Consider the following 14,228-nt stretch of genomic DNA (forward strand, 5'->3'; position numbering starts at 1 on the left):
GGAAAAGGGCCAGGCGCTCACCCGTTGTGCTCGGTCAGCGGATTGGGCAGGCTCGTCCAGGCGTCGCCTGGCTGGGCGCTCTCCAGCCGGGCGGCCAGGTGGGCCTTGGCCGTGATCCGGTCGGCGAACAGGGCATCGCGGTCCGCGCGTACGTCACGGGTGCCGGGCAGCCGTTCCGACGCCGCACGGGCGGCGGCGGCCAGCACGTGCCAGAGCCGGCCCTCCAGAGCGCGGTCACCCTGGCCGAACAGGGCGACGAGGCTGCCGAACGTGGTCCCGACCAGCGAGCCGAGCAGCTTGGCGTGCAGGACCGCGGGGTCGTCGCTGAGCAGCCTGGCGCTCACCGGCGGCGTCTCGACGCCGTTGCGGGTCAGGCGGGCCGGGCTGATCCTGACGTCGGCCAGGTCGCGGTAGATCAGCCGGTACGGCAGCCCGTCGCCGCCGAGCACGACCAGCACGTTCTGGCCGTGCGCCTCCAGCGCCACGCCGAGCGCGAGCAGGCCGAACGCGTCCGTCACGGCCAGGCGGGCGAACGCGTCCAGCCAGGCCGCGGGGTCACCGACCATCGCCCTGGTGAGCGCCGCCACCGGCAGCACCGTGCCCTGGGCGCTCACGGGCTCGCGCAGCATGACCGACAGGTCGGCACTGTGCCCATCTGCCGATCCGCTCGCGTCGAGTGGGCCGGCGGCACCGGCCAGGTAGCGGGCGATGCCCGGCGCGCCGCCGCAGCGGGCGGACAGGCGGGTGAGCAGGTCGGACAGGGGCACGCAGTCGCGTACGGAGCCGGGGGAGATGTCCCTGACGTCGGAGGTCATGCGCGTGCTGAACGCCGTCTTCAGATGCGGGCCTCCGTCGAGGGGCACGAGGGTGCGTACGGACATGAGCGGGCGCGCGGGAACGGCCCCCGTGGCGTAGGGACGCAGCCCCAGCTCGGGCAGGACGTGCCGGGTCTGCCAGGGATGCACGGGCAGCAGCAGCCGGTCGCCGTCCATGAGGGCGGACGGCCACGGGCCCGAGACGAGGCAGCGGGCGGCGGGCAGCGCCAGCAGGTCGAGCAGCACCGTGGGCCGGTGCTCCGGCATGTACGCCAGTTGCTCGGCCACCGACACGCCCGGCCGGTTGCGGCAGCCGGGGTGGTAGGGATGGCCGTCCACCACGCTCTGCTCGTGCTCCACCAGCCCTTTGGGGCTGTGCGGAGGGGCGCCGGCCCGCGACAGAGCCAGCGAGGCGACGCTGTTGTCCAGGTCGGCGATCAGCCGGTCGGCGCCGGGCAGGCCGAGGGCGGTCAGCAGCGCGGCCGGATGCGTGTGGGGCTCGCCGTCCAGGTGCAGCACCGGCTCGTCCCCGACGTCGTACGGCCTGCGCTCCGGCCCCGTGAGCCTGCGCCCGTCGGCCAGCAGCACGACCGACGGGTCCAGGGCGGTCAGACCGGGCAGCGGCTCGTACAGCAGCCCCCGCCACAGCCGGCCCAGGACGGCGGCGCGCGCGCCCGGGAGCGCGCCGGCGTACGCGGCGGACAGATCAGGACGTACGAGGTCGAGTTGCGCCGCGAACTCCGCCTCCGAAAGGCTCATATATCCCATCTATCCCATCAATCTGCCTGGTAGCTACCCTGTGGGCACGGAGGAGGCAAAGGGTAGGAGTACGGTCGCCATGGCATCCACCGACGGCCTCCTCCCGTCCTCCGGGCCGGAGCGGGAGGCAGCGACCCGGGCCTCGGCCCTCGCGGTGACGGCACTGCTCAACTGCCTGATCCGGGAAGTGGCCCGGCCCGCTGTGCCCGGCGAGTACGTCCTGCCCGCGACCGGCCACGTGCTGCGCGTCGGCGGTGACCGGTACCCCGCCGCTCCCTCCCTGCGCACCCCGGACGGCTGGTGCCCGCTGGAGCTGCCGGGCCTCATCGCGCTGACGGCCGCCGAGCTGCGAGCGGCCACCGGGGCCGGCAACGACGAGCTGCCCGCCGAGATCCTGCACAGCCGCGACGTGACGGCAGCCCTGCTGCTGGCCAGGCGGGCCGCCGTGCCGCCCGCCGACCTCTACCTGCGTTCGGAGCAGGCCCTGGTGGCCGGCCACCGCTACCATCCCGCGCCCAAGGCCAGGGGTGGGGGGAGCCGGGAGTCGTGGCTGCCGTACGCCCCGGAGGCCGCCGCGGCCTTCGCGCTGCCGCTGCTCGGGGTGCCGGTCGAGGACCTGGTGGAGGAGGGGGACGCGGCCGCCCTCGACCTGCTCGGCGACCCGGCCGGCGACGGCTTCGCCCTCCTGCCCGCCCACCCCTGGCAGCTGACCCTGCTCGGCGGCCTGCGCGGGGGGCGGTTGCGACAGCTCGGGTTCACGGAGGCGGCGGCGGTGGCGACCGCGTCGATCCGTACCGTGTACCTGCCGGAGCCCGACCTGTTCTGCAAGTTCAGCCTGGACGTGCGCATCACGAACGACGTACGCCGCCTCTGGCTGCACGACCTGAGCCGGCTCACGCTGGTGACGGCCCTGCTGGACGAGGTCTTCGACGACCTGCCCGGCCACCTCCCGCGCCCCGCCGTGCTGCGCGACCGCGGCTGGCGCAGCGTACGGCTGGGCGGGGACGGCGGTGAGGCGCTGGCCGTGATCGTCCGCGACGGGCTGCGCGGGCACGTGCGCCCCGGCCTGACCGCGCTGCTGGCGGCGGGCGTCAGCGAGGGCTTCCCCGGCAACCCGCTCGACGGGCTGGACGCGGACGCCGCCTTCGTCTGGTGGGAACGCTACCTGGAGCACGTGGTGCCGCCGGTGCTGCACGCGTACCTGCGTCATGGGGTGGTCCTGGAGTCCCACCTGCAGAACGTGCTCGTCGCGGTGGACGCGCTGGGCCTGCCCGCGCAGGTCCTGTTCCGCGACGCCGAGGGCGTCAAGCTGGTGGCCGAGCGGCATCCGGAGCTCGGCGCGCCCGTGCTGGGCGCGGAGCGGGCGTGGGAGCGGCTGGTGTACTGCCTGCTGACCAACAACCTCTGCGAGATCGCCGGCGCCGTCGCCGAACGCCATCCGCGTCTGCGCGGCGAGTTGTGGGCGCGGGCCAGGGCGGTGTTCGCCGCCGCCGCCAAGGACCACGGGGATCCGGCCGAGCTGCGTGACCTGCTGGCGGCCCCGCACATCCCGGCCAAGGCCAACCTGCTGCTGCGCTGGCTGGACGCCGACGGAGGGGCCATGCGCTGGGTACCCGTCCCCAATCCGTTGAGACTCTTTACGGCATAAGCTATTGTCGTCCAACAATTCTTTACGGCGTATCGAATTAGGGGCGGGCTCATGGTTCAGGTCACGATGCACGATGGCAGCACGATCGCGGCGGAGGTGCGCGGCTCGGGGCCGACGCTGCTGCTGCCGGTCGATCCCACGCCTGTGGAGGGCGAGCAGGCCGACGAGATGCGCAAATGGGGCAACGACCCGGCGCTCGGCCGCTCCCTGATCGACGGGCTCGGCGACGTCTTCCAGGTCGTCGCCTTCGACTACACCGGGCACGTGCTGAACGCGCCCAAACCAGACACGCTCACCCCCGCCAACGTCGTCGCCGACCTGCTGGCCGTGGCCGACGCCGTTCGGGCCGAGCGGTTCGCGTACTACGGCTACTCGTGGCTCGCGCTCAGCGGGCTGCAGCTCGCGCTCGGGACCGACCGGCTCTCCGCGCTGGTGATGGGCGGTTATCCGCCCTACGAGGGGCCGTACGCCGAGATGCTGAAGGTCACCATGGCGGCGTACGAGCAGGCTCTCGCGCCCACGCCCGCGCCCGCCCCGAAGGAGAAGAGCTCCGACGACGCCTTCGACTGGTCCTCGGTCGAGGTCAGCACGACCGTGGACCAGAGCAAGCAGTTCGTCACGCTGTACGAGGCGCTGCAGAGCTTCGACGACACGGCGGTCCGGCTCTCCTGCCCCCGGCTGTGCTTCGCCGGCGCCGAAGACAAGATCACCTACGAGGAGCGGTGGGGCGGCGTGGTCGTCGACCTCGCCGGGCCGCTGGTGCGGCACCGGGCGGAGCTGGAGGCGCTCGGCTGGGACGTCGTTGTGCTCGACGGGCTCGACCACATGAGCGCCATGCAGGCGACGAACGCACTGCCGGTCCTGCGCCCATGGCTCACCGAGACGCTGCTGAAGTGACCCGTCAGCGGTTCTCGCGGCGCGCCCGGGTCCGGTGCGCGGCCCAGGTCCCCGGTCAGCGGTCCTCGTGAGGCCAGGGGGAGGCGGCCACCACGACGCCGTACAGCACGTGGTCGGCCAGCAGCGCCAGCCGGGCCGCCGCGCCGTGGCCGCGGTGCAGGCCGAGCGCCGGTGCCAGGCCCGCCTCGAAGGCCGTCCAGGCCAGCACGCCGTACACCGGGCCCGCCCACGGCCGGCGGCGCAGCCCCCGGGGCAGCAGGCCGAAGGCGGCTCCGCCGACCGCCCCGTAGGTCCAGTGCACGAGCTCCACCGCCGCCGGGCGCAGCCGTACGGGCACGCGGTGGAAGGCCGTGGGCGCGGTCCGTTCGAGCACCGACTCCGGCGGCGTCGCCGGCAACATGCCCAGCGAGCCGGTGAGCCGCCGCAGGCCCGACATGGCCATGGCCGCGATGGCACCGCGGGCGGCCGAGCGGATGATCGGCCGCCGCCGGTGCTCCAGCATGACGTGCTCGTGCAGCTCGGGAGGGGCGTTCAGGGTCTGGGTCATGATCGGTCTCTTCCTGATAGTGAACGCAGCGCTCATGGCAGGGAGCGCATGCGGCCGATGACGGCGGTGGTCGAGCGGTCGGGCAGGTGGCCGAGGACGTGGACCTCGCCGCCCAGCGAGCGGACCAGCGGCGCCTCGGCGAGCATCTCCGCCGTGTAGTCGCCGCCCTTGACGTACAACTCGGGACGGATCATCCGCAGCAGCCGTTCCGGGGTGTCCTCGTCGAACTCGGTCACGTAGTCGACGTGGTACAGAGCGGCCAGCACGGACATCCGGTCCTCGCACGGGTTCACCGGGCGGCCCGGCCCCTTCAGCCGGGTCACGCTGGCGTCGCTGTTGACCGCCACCACCAGCACGTCCCCGAGCCGGCCCGCCTGCTCCAGGTACGTCACGTGGCCCCGGTGCAGCACGTCGAAACAGCCGTTGGTGAACACCACCCGCTCGCCCCTGCGCCGGTGCTCGTCCAGCAGCCGGGCCAGGCGCTCGGCGGGGTGCACCGTGCCCTTGTGCCGGCGCAGGGCGCGCAGCAGCTCGTGCCGGGTGCAGACGGCCGTGCCGGGCCGGCGGACGACGACGCCGGCCGCGGCCTGGCCCGCCTCCGCGGCCTCCTCCGGCGTGGCGCCGCCGGCCAGCCAGAGCGCGAACGCGGCGGTGTAGGTGTCGCCCGCGCCGGTCGCCATGTGCTGGGGCGCGGGCCTGGCGTAGGTCCGGTACGGCGGGCGGCCGCTCCGGTGCAGCAGCGTCCCCTCCCCGTCCAGCGTGGTCACCACGATCGCGGCGCCGGTCAGCTCCAGCACCCGCTCCGAATGGGCCATCAGGTACGACGGCCGGTCGATCGCCCCGGCCACGCCGCCGAGCAGGCCTACGACCTCCTCGTAGTTGGGCAGCACGGCGGCGGGCGCGCACTCACGCCACGGCGCCACCGCGTGCGCGTCCACCACGAGCAGCGGCACCCCGGCCAGCGCCCGGCGCACGGCGGGCGTGAACACCCCGCCGCCGTAGTCGCACGCCACCACCACGCCGGCGCCGGCCACGGACCGGGCCAGCCGTGCCAGCAGCTCCCGCTCGGCCCATTCCGGCAGGACGCCGTGGTCCTCCTCGTCGTAGCGCGCGGTGAGCTGGCCGCTGGTCACCAGCCGCCGCTTGTGCGCCGTGCGCCGCCCCGGCACGGTGAGCAGGTCGATCCCGACGCCGGCCAGGCGCAGCACCCGTACGAGCTCCTCCCCGCAGGCGTCGTCGCCGACGATGCCGACGAGCCGGACGCGGGCCCCGAGCGCCACCAGGTTGGCCGCGGTGTTGGCGGCGCCGCCGGGGGCGTCCTCGGTCGCCTCCAGGCTCATCACGGGCACCGGCGCCTCCTGGGCCAGGCGCTTGGCCGAGCCGTGCAGCCACGAGTCGAGCATGACGTCGCCGACGACCACGGCTTCGATGACCTCGTCTGTGCCCATGAGGAGCGAGTACCTGGGAAAGCCCTGCTCAAACCAGACATTGCTCAAGTTATGGGGACGAAGTGCCGGGGTAGCCGGTTCGTCATGCAGGAGCTCGAAGTGCTCACCACGCCGGGCTGCCCGGCGGCGCTGGTCGGTGACGTGCGGCGGCTGGCGGTGTTGCGGGCCAACGCGCTCGGCGACTACCTCCTGGCCGTACCGGCGTTGGAAGCGCTCAAACGGGCCTATCCCGGCGCGCGCCTGACACTGCTGGGCGCCGCCTGGCACGCCGCCTTCCTCACCGGGCGTCCAGGACCTGTGGACGACGTGGTGGCGCTGCCGCCCATCTCCGGCGTCTCCACGCTGGAGCCCGGGCACCCGGTGCCGGACGGGCTGTGCGAGCGGCTGCGGGAGCGCGCGTTCGACCTGGTGGTCCAGATCCACGGGGGCGGGTGCTTCTCCAACCCGTTCGTCCGGCGGCTCGGCGCCCGGGTGACCGCAGGGATGCGGGCGCCGGGGGCTGAGAGCCTGGATCGCTGGGTGCCGTACACGGACTATCACCACGACACCCTGCGCTTCCTTCAGGTCGCCGCGCTGGTGGGGGCGGCGGGCGGCGAGCTGGAGGCGCGGGTGGCGATCACCCGCGACGACCGCGCCGAGCTGGCCCGCGCGCTCGGATCGCCGCCGCGCGGGCTCGTGGCCGTGCACCCGGGCGCCAGGGATCCCCGGCGGCGCTGGCCGGTCGAGCGCTTCGCCGAGGTGGGGGACGCGCTCGGCCGCCCCGTCGCCGTCACCGGCTCGACGGAGGAGAAGGACCTGGTCATGGGGGTGGTCACGGCGATGCGCCGGCCGGCGATCCCCGTCGTCGGCACGCTCGGCATCGGCGCGCTGGCCGCCCTGTACGAACGGTGCGACCTGCTGATCGCCAACGACACGGGACCACGGCACCTGGCCGCGGCCGTCGGCACCCCCACGGTCGCGATCTACTGGTGCGGCAACCTGATCAACGCCGGCCCGCTCAGCAGGACCGCGCACCGGCCGCTCATCTCCTGGACCACGGCCTGCCCCCGCTGCGGCGCCCCCGGCGTGCAGCCCAGGGCCGAGCGCTGCCCGCACGACGAGTCCTGGGTCCGCGACGTTCACCCGGACCTGGTCCTGGAACAGGCCGAGGACCTGCTGTCCTGCGCAAGATAGCGCCCGCTCGCGAGGCGGCGGAGAGCCTGTTGAGGCGGTGGACGCATAGCGGGCGGCTCCTGCGGCGTCTGAGAGGGTGATGTCAATCCCTTGGAGGTGACCGTGGACGCCGCGGACGAGCAGCGTTTCCGCGAGTTCGTCGCCGCCCGATCTCCCGCCCTCATCCGGCTCGGCTTCCTGCTCACCGGCGGTGATCAGCACGCGGCCGAGGATCTGGTGCAGAGCGCGCTGGCCAAACTGGTGACCAGATGGCGGCGGGTGGAGGCACCGGAGGCGTACGTCAGGCAGATCATGTACCGGCAGCAGGTCAGCTGGTGGCGTACGAGCGCGCGGCGCGGCGAGGTGGTGCAGGCGAGCCCGCCCGAGACGGCGGCGCGCGACCCGCACCATCAGAGCGAGCTGCGCCTGGTGCTGCGCTCCGCGCTGGGCAGACTCACCGCCCGCCAGCGCGCGGTGCTCGTGCTGCGCTATTTCGAGGACCTGCCGGAACAGGAGATCGCCCAGGTGATGGGCTGCTCCGTCGGCACGGTCAGGAGCACCGCGCACCGGTCGCTGGCCCGGCTGCGCGAGATCGCCCCCGAGCTGGCCCAGGATCTGGAGGTGGCCACGTGACCCGGCTGCTGCGCGACACGTTCGAGGACTGGGCCGACGAGGCCAGGGTGCCGCACGACCTGGCCGACCGGGCGCTACGGAGGCGCGCCTGGCGGCCGGTCGGCGCGACGGTCCTGGTGGCGGCCATGATCGCGGCCGTGGCCTTGTTCGTCACCTGGCAGCGGGAGCCCGAGCCCGTCATCCGCCCGGCCGACGGCGTCACGCTGCCGGCCCGCCCGTCGCCCGCGCCGACCGACGTGCGGACCGACACCGCCGACGTCCCGCCGAAGAAGCTGATCGCCGCGGGCAGGATGGCCGTGTCGGCCTATTACGTCGTCAACCGCGAGGTGGTCGACGAGAAGAACGAGCGCCTCCGGCGCACCTGGCACCTGTACGACCCGCGCACCGGCGGCTACGAGCGGACCCCGTACGTCTGGGCGGACGTCGCCCCCGGGCTCCAGGTCGCGGCCGTGCTCGAAGGCGACCTGCTCAGCAGGCGGCTGGGCGTGCTCGACCTGAACACCCGCCGCATGCTCACCTGGATCGATCTGGAGCACCCCGTCGGCTCCGCGGTCTGGTCGCCGGACGGCACCAGGATCCTGGCCACCGCCTACTCCAGCTATCCCGACGACCTCGTGGGCAGGGGAGAGCAGGCGATGCCGCCGATGGACGGCAGGAGCTCGCGCACCGGCTACTACATCGTGGACGTGCGGGAGGGCACGGCCGACTACCACGAGCTGCCGCCCATGGCCGACAGCAGGCCGGGCGACCCGGAGGGCAGGCCCTTCAACGTCAGCTCCCGCCAGGATCTCGGCTGGAGCCTGGACGGCACGATGATCTACGGGCCCACCTCCACCCGGCCCGACCGCGTCTTCTTCACCCTGGACGGAGAGGCGCGGCCCTGGCCCGAGGGTCAGCGGTACGTCGACCACTCGTCCCAGTCGGCCACCTCACCGAACGGCAAGCTGGTCCTGGGCGGGGCGGGACTGCCGACGAAGATCACCGACGCCGCGACCGGCGCGGTGGTGGGCAGGCAGAAGGTGTTGCAGCTGCACGCCTGGGCGGACGACGACAACGTCATCGCGCTGGGCTGCGCGGGCGAGTGCGAGAACGAGTTCAACTCGGGTCTGGTGCTGGTCAGCGTGGACGGCTCCAGGATGACGCAGCTCTCCCTGAACCAGGACGCCAATCGGAACGGCTCCTGGCACTGGGTCCTGACCCCCCGATAAGGCAGCGGATCACCGGTGCGGGCTCCGGGCCCGCACCGGTCCGGCCGGAGATTTTTGACCGAACGTTCTCAATGCTGCTAGCTTTCCCGTGTGGGAAGAAGCAAGGAGTTCGATCCCGAGGTCGCCCTGCAGCAGGCCCTGGAGCTGTTCTGGGAGCGCGGCTACGAGGCGACCTCGATGGCCGACCTCGTCGGCCGCCTCGGGATCGCGCGGGCCAGCATCTACGCCACCTTCGGTGGCAAGCGCGAGCTCTACCTCAAGGCACTGGAGCGCTACGACCGGCAGCGCGACGTGGTCGGGCCGCTGTCCCAGCCGGGGCCCGCGCTGCCGGCCATTCGCGCCTTCCTCGACGGCTACGTCGCCGAATGCCTGGCCGACGAGGCGCGGCGGGGCTGCATGGTCGTCAACACCGCCGTGGAGTTCGGCGGGCGCGATGCGGAGATGTTCCGCAAGGTGTCGCGGAGCTGGACGGAGCTGGAGACGGCGCTGTCCGGCGCGCTGGTCAGGGCGCGCGCCCAGGGGGAGCTGGCCGCGGGCAAGGACCCCTACGCGCTGGCCAGGTTCCTGCTCGTGCTGCTGCAGGGTGTCAGGGTGCTCGGCCGGGCCGACCCCGACCCGCGCAGGCTGCGTGACGCGGTCGATCAGGCCATGGCCGCCATCCAGATTTGAGAACGATTGGTATGGAAAAATGACTACACGTTTCGCAGGCAAGGTCGCGCTCGTCACCGGGGCGAGCGGGGTGGTGGGCCGGGCCGCCGCGCTGGCGTACGCGCGGGAGGGCGCCGCCGTCCTCGTCGCGGGCCGCGACCCCGCCAGGCTGGCCAAGGTGGTGAAGCTGGCCGAGGAGGCGGGCGGCCGGGCGAGCGCGTTCGCCGTGGACGTCACCCGCTCCGCCGAGGTCGCCGCCATGGTCGAGGCCGCGGTCTCCCGTTACGGCAGCCTCGACGTGGCGCTCAACGCGGCCGGCGTCTTCGGGCGGGTGGCGCCGCTGGCCGACTACGACGAGGACGTCTGGGACGACGTGCTCGCGGTCAACCTCAAGGGCGTGTTCCTGTCGATGAAGCACGAGATCGCCCACATGCGGGCGCACGGCGGCGGCGTGATCGTCAACGTGGCCTCCAACCTGGGGGCGCACTGGCGCCTGGCGGGAGCGAGCGCGTACGCCGCCTCGAAGGCCGCGGTGAGCCACCTGACCCGCACCGCCGCCCGCGACCACATCGCCGACGGCGTCCGGATCAACGCCATCAGCCCGGGTCCGGTCGACTCGCCCATGTCGATGCGGCCGGGGGAGACCCGCGCCGACCGCGACGAGCGGATGAGGACCGCGCTGCCGATCGGCCGCGTCAGCACCCCTGAGGAGATCGCCGCGGCGGCTCTGTGGCTGTCGTCAGCGGAGTCGAGTTTCGTGGTGGGCGCGGACCACGTGATCGACGGAGGCGCCACGGCCTGACCGGCGCCGCCAGAGCAGGCACCTGGCCACGGCGTACAGGACGACCACCGGCAGGAGCAGCGCCCGTCCTGGCTCGGCGATCAGGTAGTCGAGGTAGAACCAGCAGATCAGGCCGTACTCCAGGGCGTCCGGGCTCCGGTCGAGCAGGGTGAAGACGATCCGGAGAACCGTGAGGACGGCGAGGTAGTCGATCACGAGCAGCAGCGTCCACCGCGCGATCCGCGGCCAGGGGAAGGTGGCCGGTCGCGCGAGAGGCTCCTCCGCGGGGCCGAGCCATCGGGTGGCGACCAGCACCAGCCCGGCCGCCACCAGCAGAGAGGCGCTGGTGGAGCTCCATCCGCCGAGCACCTCGCCGAACCACTGACCGCTGAGCAGCGGGACGGGCCGGCACTCGCGCAGGTCGAAGTAGGGGTAGAGGATCGGGTTGAGGAGGGCGGTCAGGCCGAGCACCGCCGCCGCCCGCCGCCCCGCGAGCGCCGAATGCCACCGCCCGAGGCACACGAGCACCACGATCGCCGGAGCTCCCACGGCGAAGGCGTAATAGAGCACGGCGTTCGCGTCCGCGCGCAGCGGCATGGCGATCAGGTCGAACTGCTCGCGCCAGACGCTCGTGCCCCGGAAGAACAGTCCGCCGCAGGAGAAGCTCTCCGGTTCGCCGAAGTGATCGCGCCAGATCTGCCAGGTGGGGAAGAGCGCGGCGCACAGCGCCCCCAGCCAAGTGGCCAGGGCTAATCGTGACAAGTCGATCTCCGTTTTTTGGCGCAACCCTATCGGCGCGGGGAAGAGCCGGCCGCCGCCGAACCGGCTGGTCCCAGCCTCGTTCGGTACCCAAGGTTGACGGAGGCGGGCGCTCCGTGATCCTGCCTGCAAAACACAGTTTCGGTCTGACCGTTACCCTGTCTTGCTGCGACCGTAAAGCGGTGGAAATTCACCTTGTCAGATCACAAATCGGGTCACTGGCAGGGGATTACTAGACACTGCCACAATTAGCGGGCGCGAGAGCCTTCATATCCGCGGAGTGCCTGCGTAGACTCCCGGCACCGGCCAAGGTGATCCGGCGGAACGCGGATTCAACCGGAAGCGGCACCCACAACCCGGATGGTGCCGCAACACCCGCCGAGGAAGACTGCAGCACCGCCCGGGCAGGACGACCGGTCTTGCCGAGGAGAACGATGAGCAGGCACATGCTGGCAGCGGAGCCAGCGTCCAATCTGGCCCTGAGCGCAAACAATCTCACCATCGTGATCGTGGTCGCCGCGGTCGCACTGATCGCGCTAGCCGTCGCCGGCGGCCTGGTGCGCGAAGTGCTGTCCGCCGGCCAGGGCACCGAACGCATGCAGAACATCGCGCGTGCCGTACAAGAAGGCGCCGCCGCTTATCTCACGCGTCAGTTCCGCACGTTGGCGATCTTCGTCGTCGTGATTCCCTTCCTGTTGCTGTTGCTACCTGGAGAAACCGACGTCCGCATCGGACGTTCCATCTTCTTCGTGGTCGGTGCGGTCTTCTCCGCGCTGACCGGATTCATGGGCATGTGGCTGGCCGTGCGCGGAAACGTGCGCGTGGCCGCCGCGGCCAACGACTCGGGCGAGAAGCGCGCCATGCGCATCGCCTTCCGCACCGGTGGTGTGGCCGGCATGTTCACGGTGGGCCTCGGCCTGCTGGGCGCGGCCGTGGTCGTGTTCGTCTACCAGGGCGACGCGCCGGGCGTGCTCGAAGGCTTCGGCTTCGGTGCGGCGCTGCTCGCGATGTTCATGCGAGTGGGCGGCGGCATCTTCACCAAGGCCGCCGACGTCGGCGCCGACCTGGTCGGCAAGGTCGAGCAGGGCATCCCCGAGGACGACCCGCGCAACGCGGCCACGATCGCCGACAACGTGGGCGACAACGTCGGCGACTGCGCCGGCATGGCGGCCGACCTGTTCGAGTCGTACGCGGTCATGCTGGTCGCCAGCCTCATCCTGGGCAAGGTGGCCTTCGGCGAGCAGGGGCTGGTGTTCCCCCTGATCGTCCCGATGATCGGCGTCATCACCGCGATCATCGGCATCTTCGTCACCGGGATGCGCGACCGCGACCGCAACGGCATGGCGGCGATCAACCGCAGCTTCTTCATCTCGGCCGCCATCTCGGCCGTCCTCGTCGCCGCGGCGGCGTTCTGGTACCTGCCGAGCAGCTTCTCCGGCCTGACCAACGCCGGCGTGCAGTCCGACGCCGACCCGAGGCTCATCGCCATCGGCGCGGTGCTCATCGGCCTGGTGCTGGCCAGTGCCATCCAGCTGCTCACCGGCTACTTCACCGAGACCAACCGCCGCCCCGTACGCGAGATCGGCGAGAGCTCGGCCACCGGCCCGGCGACCGTCATCCTGGCCGGCATCAGCGTCGGCCTGGAGTCGGCCGTCTACTCGGCCCTGATCATCGGCGGCGCGGTCTACGGCGCGTTCCTGCTCGGCTTCGGGAACGTGACGATCGCGCTGTTCGCGGTGGCCCTGGCCGGCACCGGCCTGCTGACCACGGTCGGCGTCATCGTCTCGATGGACACCTTCGGCCCCGTCTCCGACAACGCCCAGGGCATCGCGGAGATGTCGGGCGACGTCGAGGGTGAGGGTGCCCGCGTCCTGACCAGCCTCGACGCGGTGGGCAACACCACCAAGGCGATCACCAAGGGCATCGCCATCGCCACGGCGGTGCTGGCGGCCACGGCGCTGTTCGGCGCCTTCCGCACCGCCGTGGAGCTGGAGCTGGCCAAGGCCGACGCGGCGATCAAGGGCGCGCTGGGCAGCTTCCAGAACTTCAACCTGGGCATCGACAACCCCAACGTGCTCGTCGGGCTCATCATCGGCGCGGCAGTCGTGTTCCTGTTCGCCGGCCTGGCGATCATGGCCGTCGGACGGGCCGCGATGCGGGTGGTCTTCGAGGTACGCGACCAGTTCCGCAACCATCCCGGCATCATGGACGGCACCGAGCTGCCCGAGTACGGCCGCGTCGTGGACATCTGCACCCGCGACTCGCTGCGCGAGCTGGCCACGCCCGGCCTGCTGGCGGTCATGACGCCGATCGCGGTCGGTTTCGCGCTGGGCTACGCGCCACTGGGCGCGTTCCTGGCCGGAGCCATCGCCTGCGGCACCCTGATGGCCGTCTTCCTGGCCAACTCCGGCGGCGCCTGGGACAACGCCAAGAAGCTCGTCGAGGACGGGCACCACGGTGGCAAGGGCTCCCCCGCGCACGAGGCCACGGTCATCGGCGACACGGTCGGCGACCCGTTCAAGGACACCGCGGGCCCGGCCATCAACCCGCTGATCAAGGTGATGAACCTGGTGGCGCTGCTGGTGGCCCCGGCCGTGGTGCTCTACGCGGGCAACCCGGGCCTGCGCATCGGCATCACCGTGGTGGCGGTGGGCGTGGTGGTCGCGGCCATCGTCATCTCCAAGCGGCGCTCCGTGAGCAACGCGCCGGCCAGCGACAACAACAACGACCGCGAGCACGAGCCCGTGGCGACGTGACCGTTCGCCCGAGGTAACCGGCACGAAGAGACACCGAGGCACCCGCTCCCCGATGGCGAAGGGAGCGGGTGCCTCGCCGCATGTGCGGGGTGTCTCGCGCATGCGCGCCTGGCCGCACCCGAGCCGGGCGCGGCCCCAGGCCCCCTCGATGGGAAACTGGGCGCGTGAACGATGACA

The 14,228-nt window shown here is 72.3% G+C and carries 12 protein-coding genes; 8 read left to right on the plus strand and 4 right to left on the minus strand.

Translation table 11 applies throughout. The features are described 5' to 3' along the window. Positions 1-17 precede the first annotated feature (17 nt). The gene (locus ABFX54_RS00795; protein WP_346100893.1) at positions 18-1,574 is read right to left on the minus strand and encodes an IucA/IucC family protein; all 1,557 of its coding nucleotides are present in this window, start codon (positions 1,572-1,574) and stop codon (positions 18-20) included. A 79-nt stretch (positions 1,575-1,653) separates the two neighbouring features. Between ABFX54_RS00795 and ABFX54_RS00800 the strand changes: the two genes are divergently transcribed. Then, positions 1,654-3,222, plus strand: coding sequence for an IucA/IucC family C-terminal-domain containing protein (locus ABFX54_RS00800; RefSeq protein WP_346100894.1), 1,569 nt, complete (start codon positions 1,654-1,656; stop codon positions 3,220-3,222). A gap of 51 nt (positions 3,223-3,273) precedes the next feature. Then, entirely contained in the window at positions 3,274-4,119 is an 846-nt protein-coding gene (locus tag ABFX54_RS00805) for an alpha/beta fold hydrolase (RefSeq protein ID WP_346100895.1), read from the plus strand. 55 nt (positions 4,120-4,174) lie between these two features. Here ABFX54_RS00805 and ABFX54_RS00810 read toward each other — a convergent pair whose 3' ends face one another. Beyond that, positions 4,175-4,666, minus strand: coding sequence for a hypothetical protein (locus tag ABFX54_RS00810; protein WP_346100896.1), 492 nt, complete (start codon positions 4,664-4,666; stop codon positions 4,175-4,177). Between the two features lie 32 nt (positions 4,667-4,698). Then, positions 4,699-6,114: a D-glycero-beta-D-manno-heptose 1-phosphate adenylyltransferase gene (gene rfaE2 / locus ABFX54_RS00815; protein ID WP_346100897.1), complete on the minus strand. Its 1,416-nt coding sequence runs from the start codon at positions 6,112-6,114 to the stop codon at positions 4,699-4,701. Positions 6,115-6,198: 84 nt separating this feature from the next. Between rfaE2 and ABFX54_RS00820 the strand changes: the two genes are divergently transcribed. The 5 genes from ABFX54_RS00820 (at position 6,199) to ABFX54_RS00840 (ending at position 10,557) form a co-directional block, all read left to right on the plus strand. Further along, positions 6,199-7,287, plus strand: coding sequence for a glycosyltransferase family 9 protein (locus tag ABFX54_RS00820; protein WP_346100898.1), 1,089 nt, complete (start codon positions 6,199-6,201; stop codon positions 7,285-7,287). 102 nt (positions 7,288-7,389) lie between these two features. Continuing rightward, entirely contained in the window at positions 7,390-7,899 is a 510-nt protein-coding gene (locus ABFX54_RS00825) for a SigE family RNA polymerase sigma factor (RefSeq protein ID WP_346100899.1), read from the plus strand. Continuing rightward, a complete protein-coding gene (locus tag ABFX54_RS00830; RefSeq protein WP_346100900.1) occupies positions 7,896-9,107 on the plus strand; it encodes a hypothetical protein in 1,212 nt (403 codons plus the stop codon). Before ABFX54_RS00825 ends, ABFX54_RS00830 begins: the two co-directional genes overlap by 4 nt. Before the next feature lie 90 nt (positions 9,108-9,197). Continuing rightward, complete coding sequence (locus ABFX54_RS00835; RefSeq protein WP_346100901.1) at positions 9,198-9,776, plus strand: TetR/AcrR family transcriptional regulator; 579 nt, start codon at positions 9,198-9,200, stop codon at positions 9,774-9,776. 19 nt (positions 9,777-9,795) lie between these two features. After that, entirely contained in the window at positions 9,796-10,557 is a 762-nt protein-coding gene (locus tag ABFX54_RS00840; protein ID WP_346100902.1) for an SDR family NAD(P)-dependent oxidoreductase, read from the plus strand. Here ABFX54_RS00840 and ABFX54_RS00845 read toward each other — a convergent pair. Continuing rightward, entirely contained in the window at positions 10,495-11,298 is an 804-nt protein-coding gene (locus tag ABFX54_RS00845; RefSeq protein ID WP_346100903.1) for a hypothetical protein, read from the minus strand. The genes ABFX54_RS00840 and ABFX54_RS00845 overlap by 63 nt on opposite strands. Before the next feature lie 431 nt (positions 11,299-11,729). Between ABFX54_RS00845 and ABFX54_RS00850 the strand changes: the two genes are divergently transcribed. After that, on the plus strand, positions 11,730-14,051 hold the full coding sequence (locus ABFX54_RS00850; protein ID WP_346100904.1) for a sodium-translocating pyrophosphatase: 2,322 nt from the start codon (positions 11,730-11,732) through the stop codon (positions 14,049-14,051). Positions 14,052-14,228 lie beyond the last annotated feature (177 nt).

Source organism: Nonomuraea maheshkhaliensis, assembly GCF_039529435.1.
GTDB lineage: Bacteria > Actinomycetota > Actinomycetes > Streptosporangiales > Streptosporangiaceae > Nonomuraea > Nonomuraea maheshkhaliensis.

What these genes read in the sequence shown, in the direction of transcription:
- ABFX54_RS00795 (WP_346100893.1), bottom strand. Translation starts at nt 1,574, where the DNA reads ATGAGCCTTTCGGAGGCGGAGTTCGCGGCGCAACTCGACCTCGTACGT.
- ABFX54_RS00800 (WP_346100894.1), top strand. Translation starts at nt 1,654, where the DNA reads ATGGCATCCACCGACGGCCTCCTCCCGTCCTCCGGGCCGGAGCGGGAG.
- ABFX54_RS00805 (WP_346100895.1), top strand. Translation starts at nt 3,274, where the DNA reads ATGGTTCAGGTCACGATGCACGATGGCAGCACGATCGCGGCGGAGGTG.
- ABFX54_RS00810 (WP_346100896.1), bottom strand. Translation starts at nt 4,666, where the DNA reads ATGACCCAGACCCTGAACGCCCCTCCCGAGCTGCACGAGCACGTCATG.
- rfaE2 (WP_346100897.1), bottom strand. Translation starts at nt 6,114, where the DNA reads ATGGGCACAGACGAGGTCATCGAAGCCGTGGTCGTCGGCGACGTCATG.
- ABFX54_RS00820 (WP_346100898.1), top strand. Translation starts at nt 6,199, where the DNA reads ATGCAGGAGCTCGAAGTGCTCACCACGCCGGGCTGCCCGGCGGCGCTG.
- ABFX54_RS00840 (WP_346100902.1), top strand. Translation starts at nt 9,796, where the DNA reads ATGACTACACGTTTCGCAGGCAAGGTCGCGCTCGTCACCGGGGCGAGC.
- ABFX54_RS00850 (WP_346100904.1), top strand. Translation starts at nt 11,730, where the DNA reads ATGAGCAGGCACATGCTGGCAGCGGAGCCAGCGTCCAATCTGGCCCTG.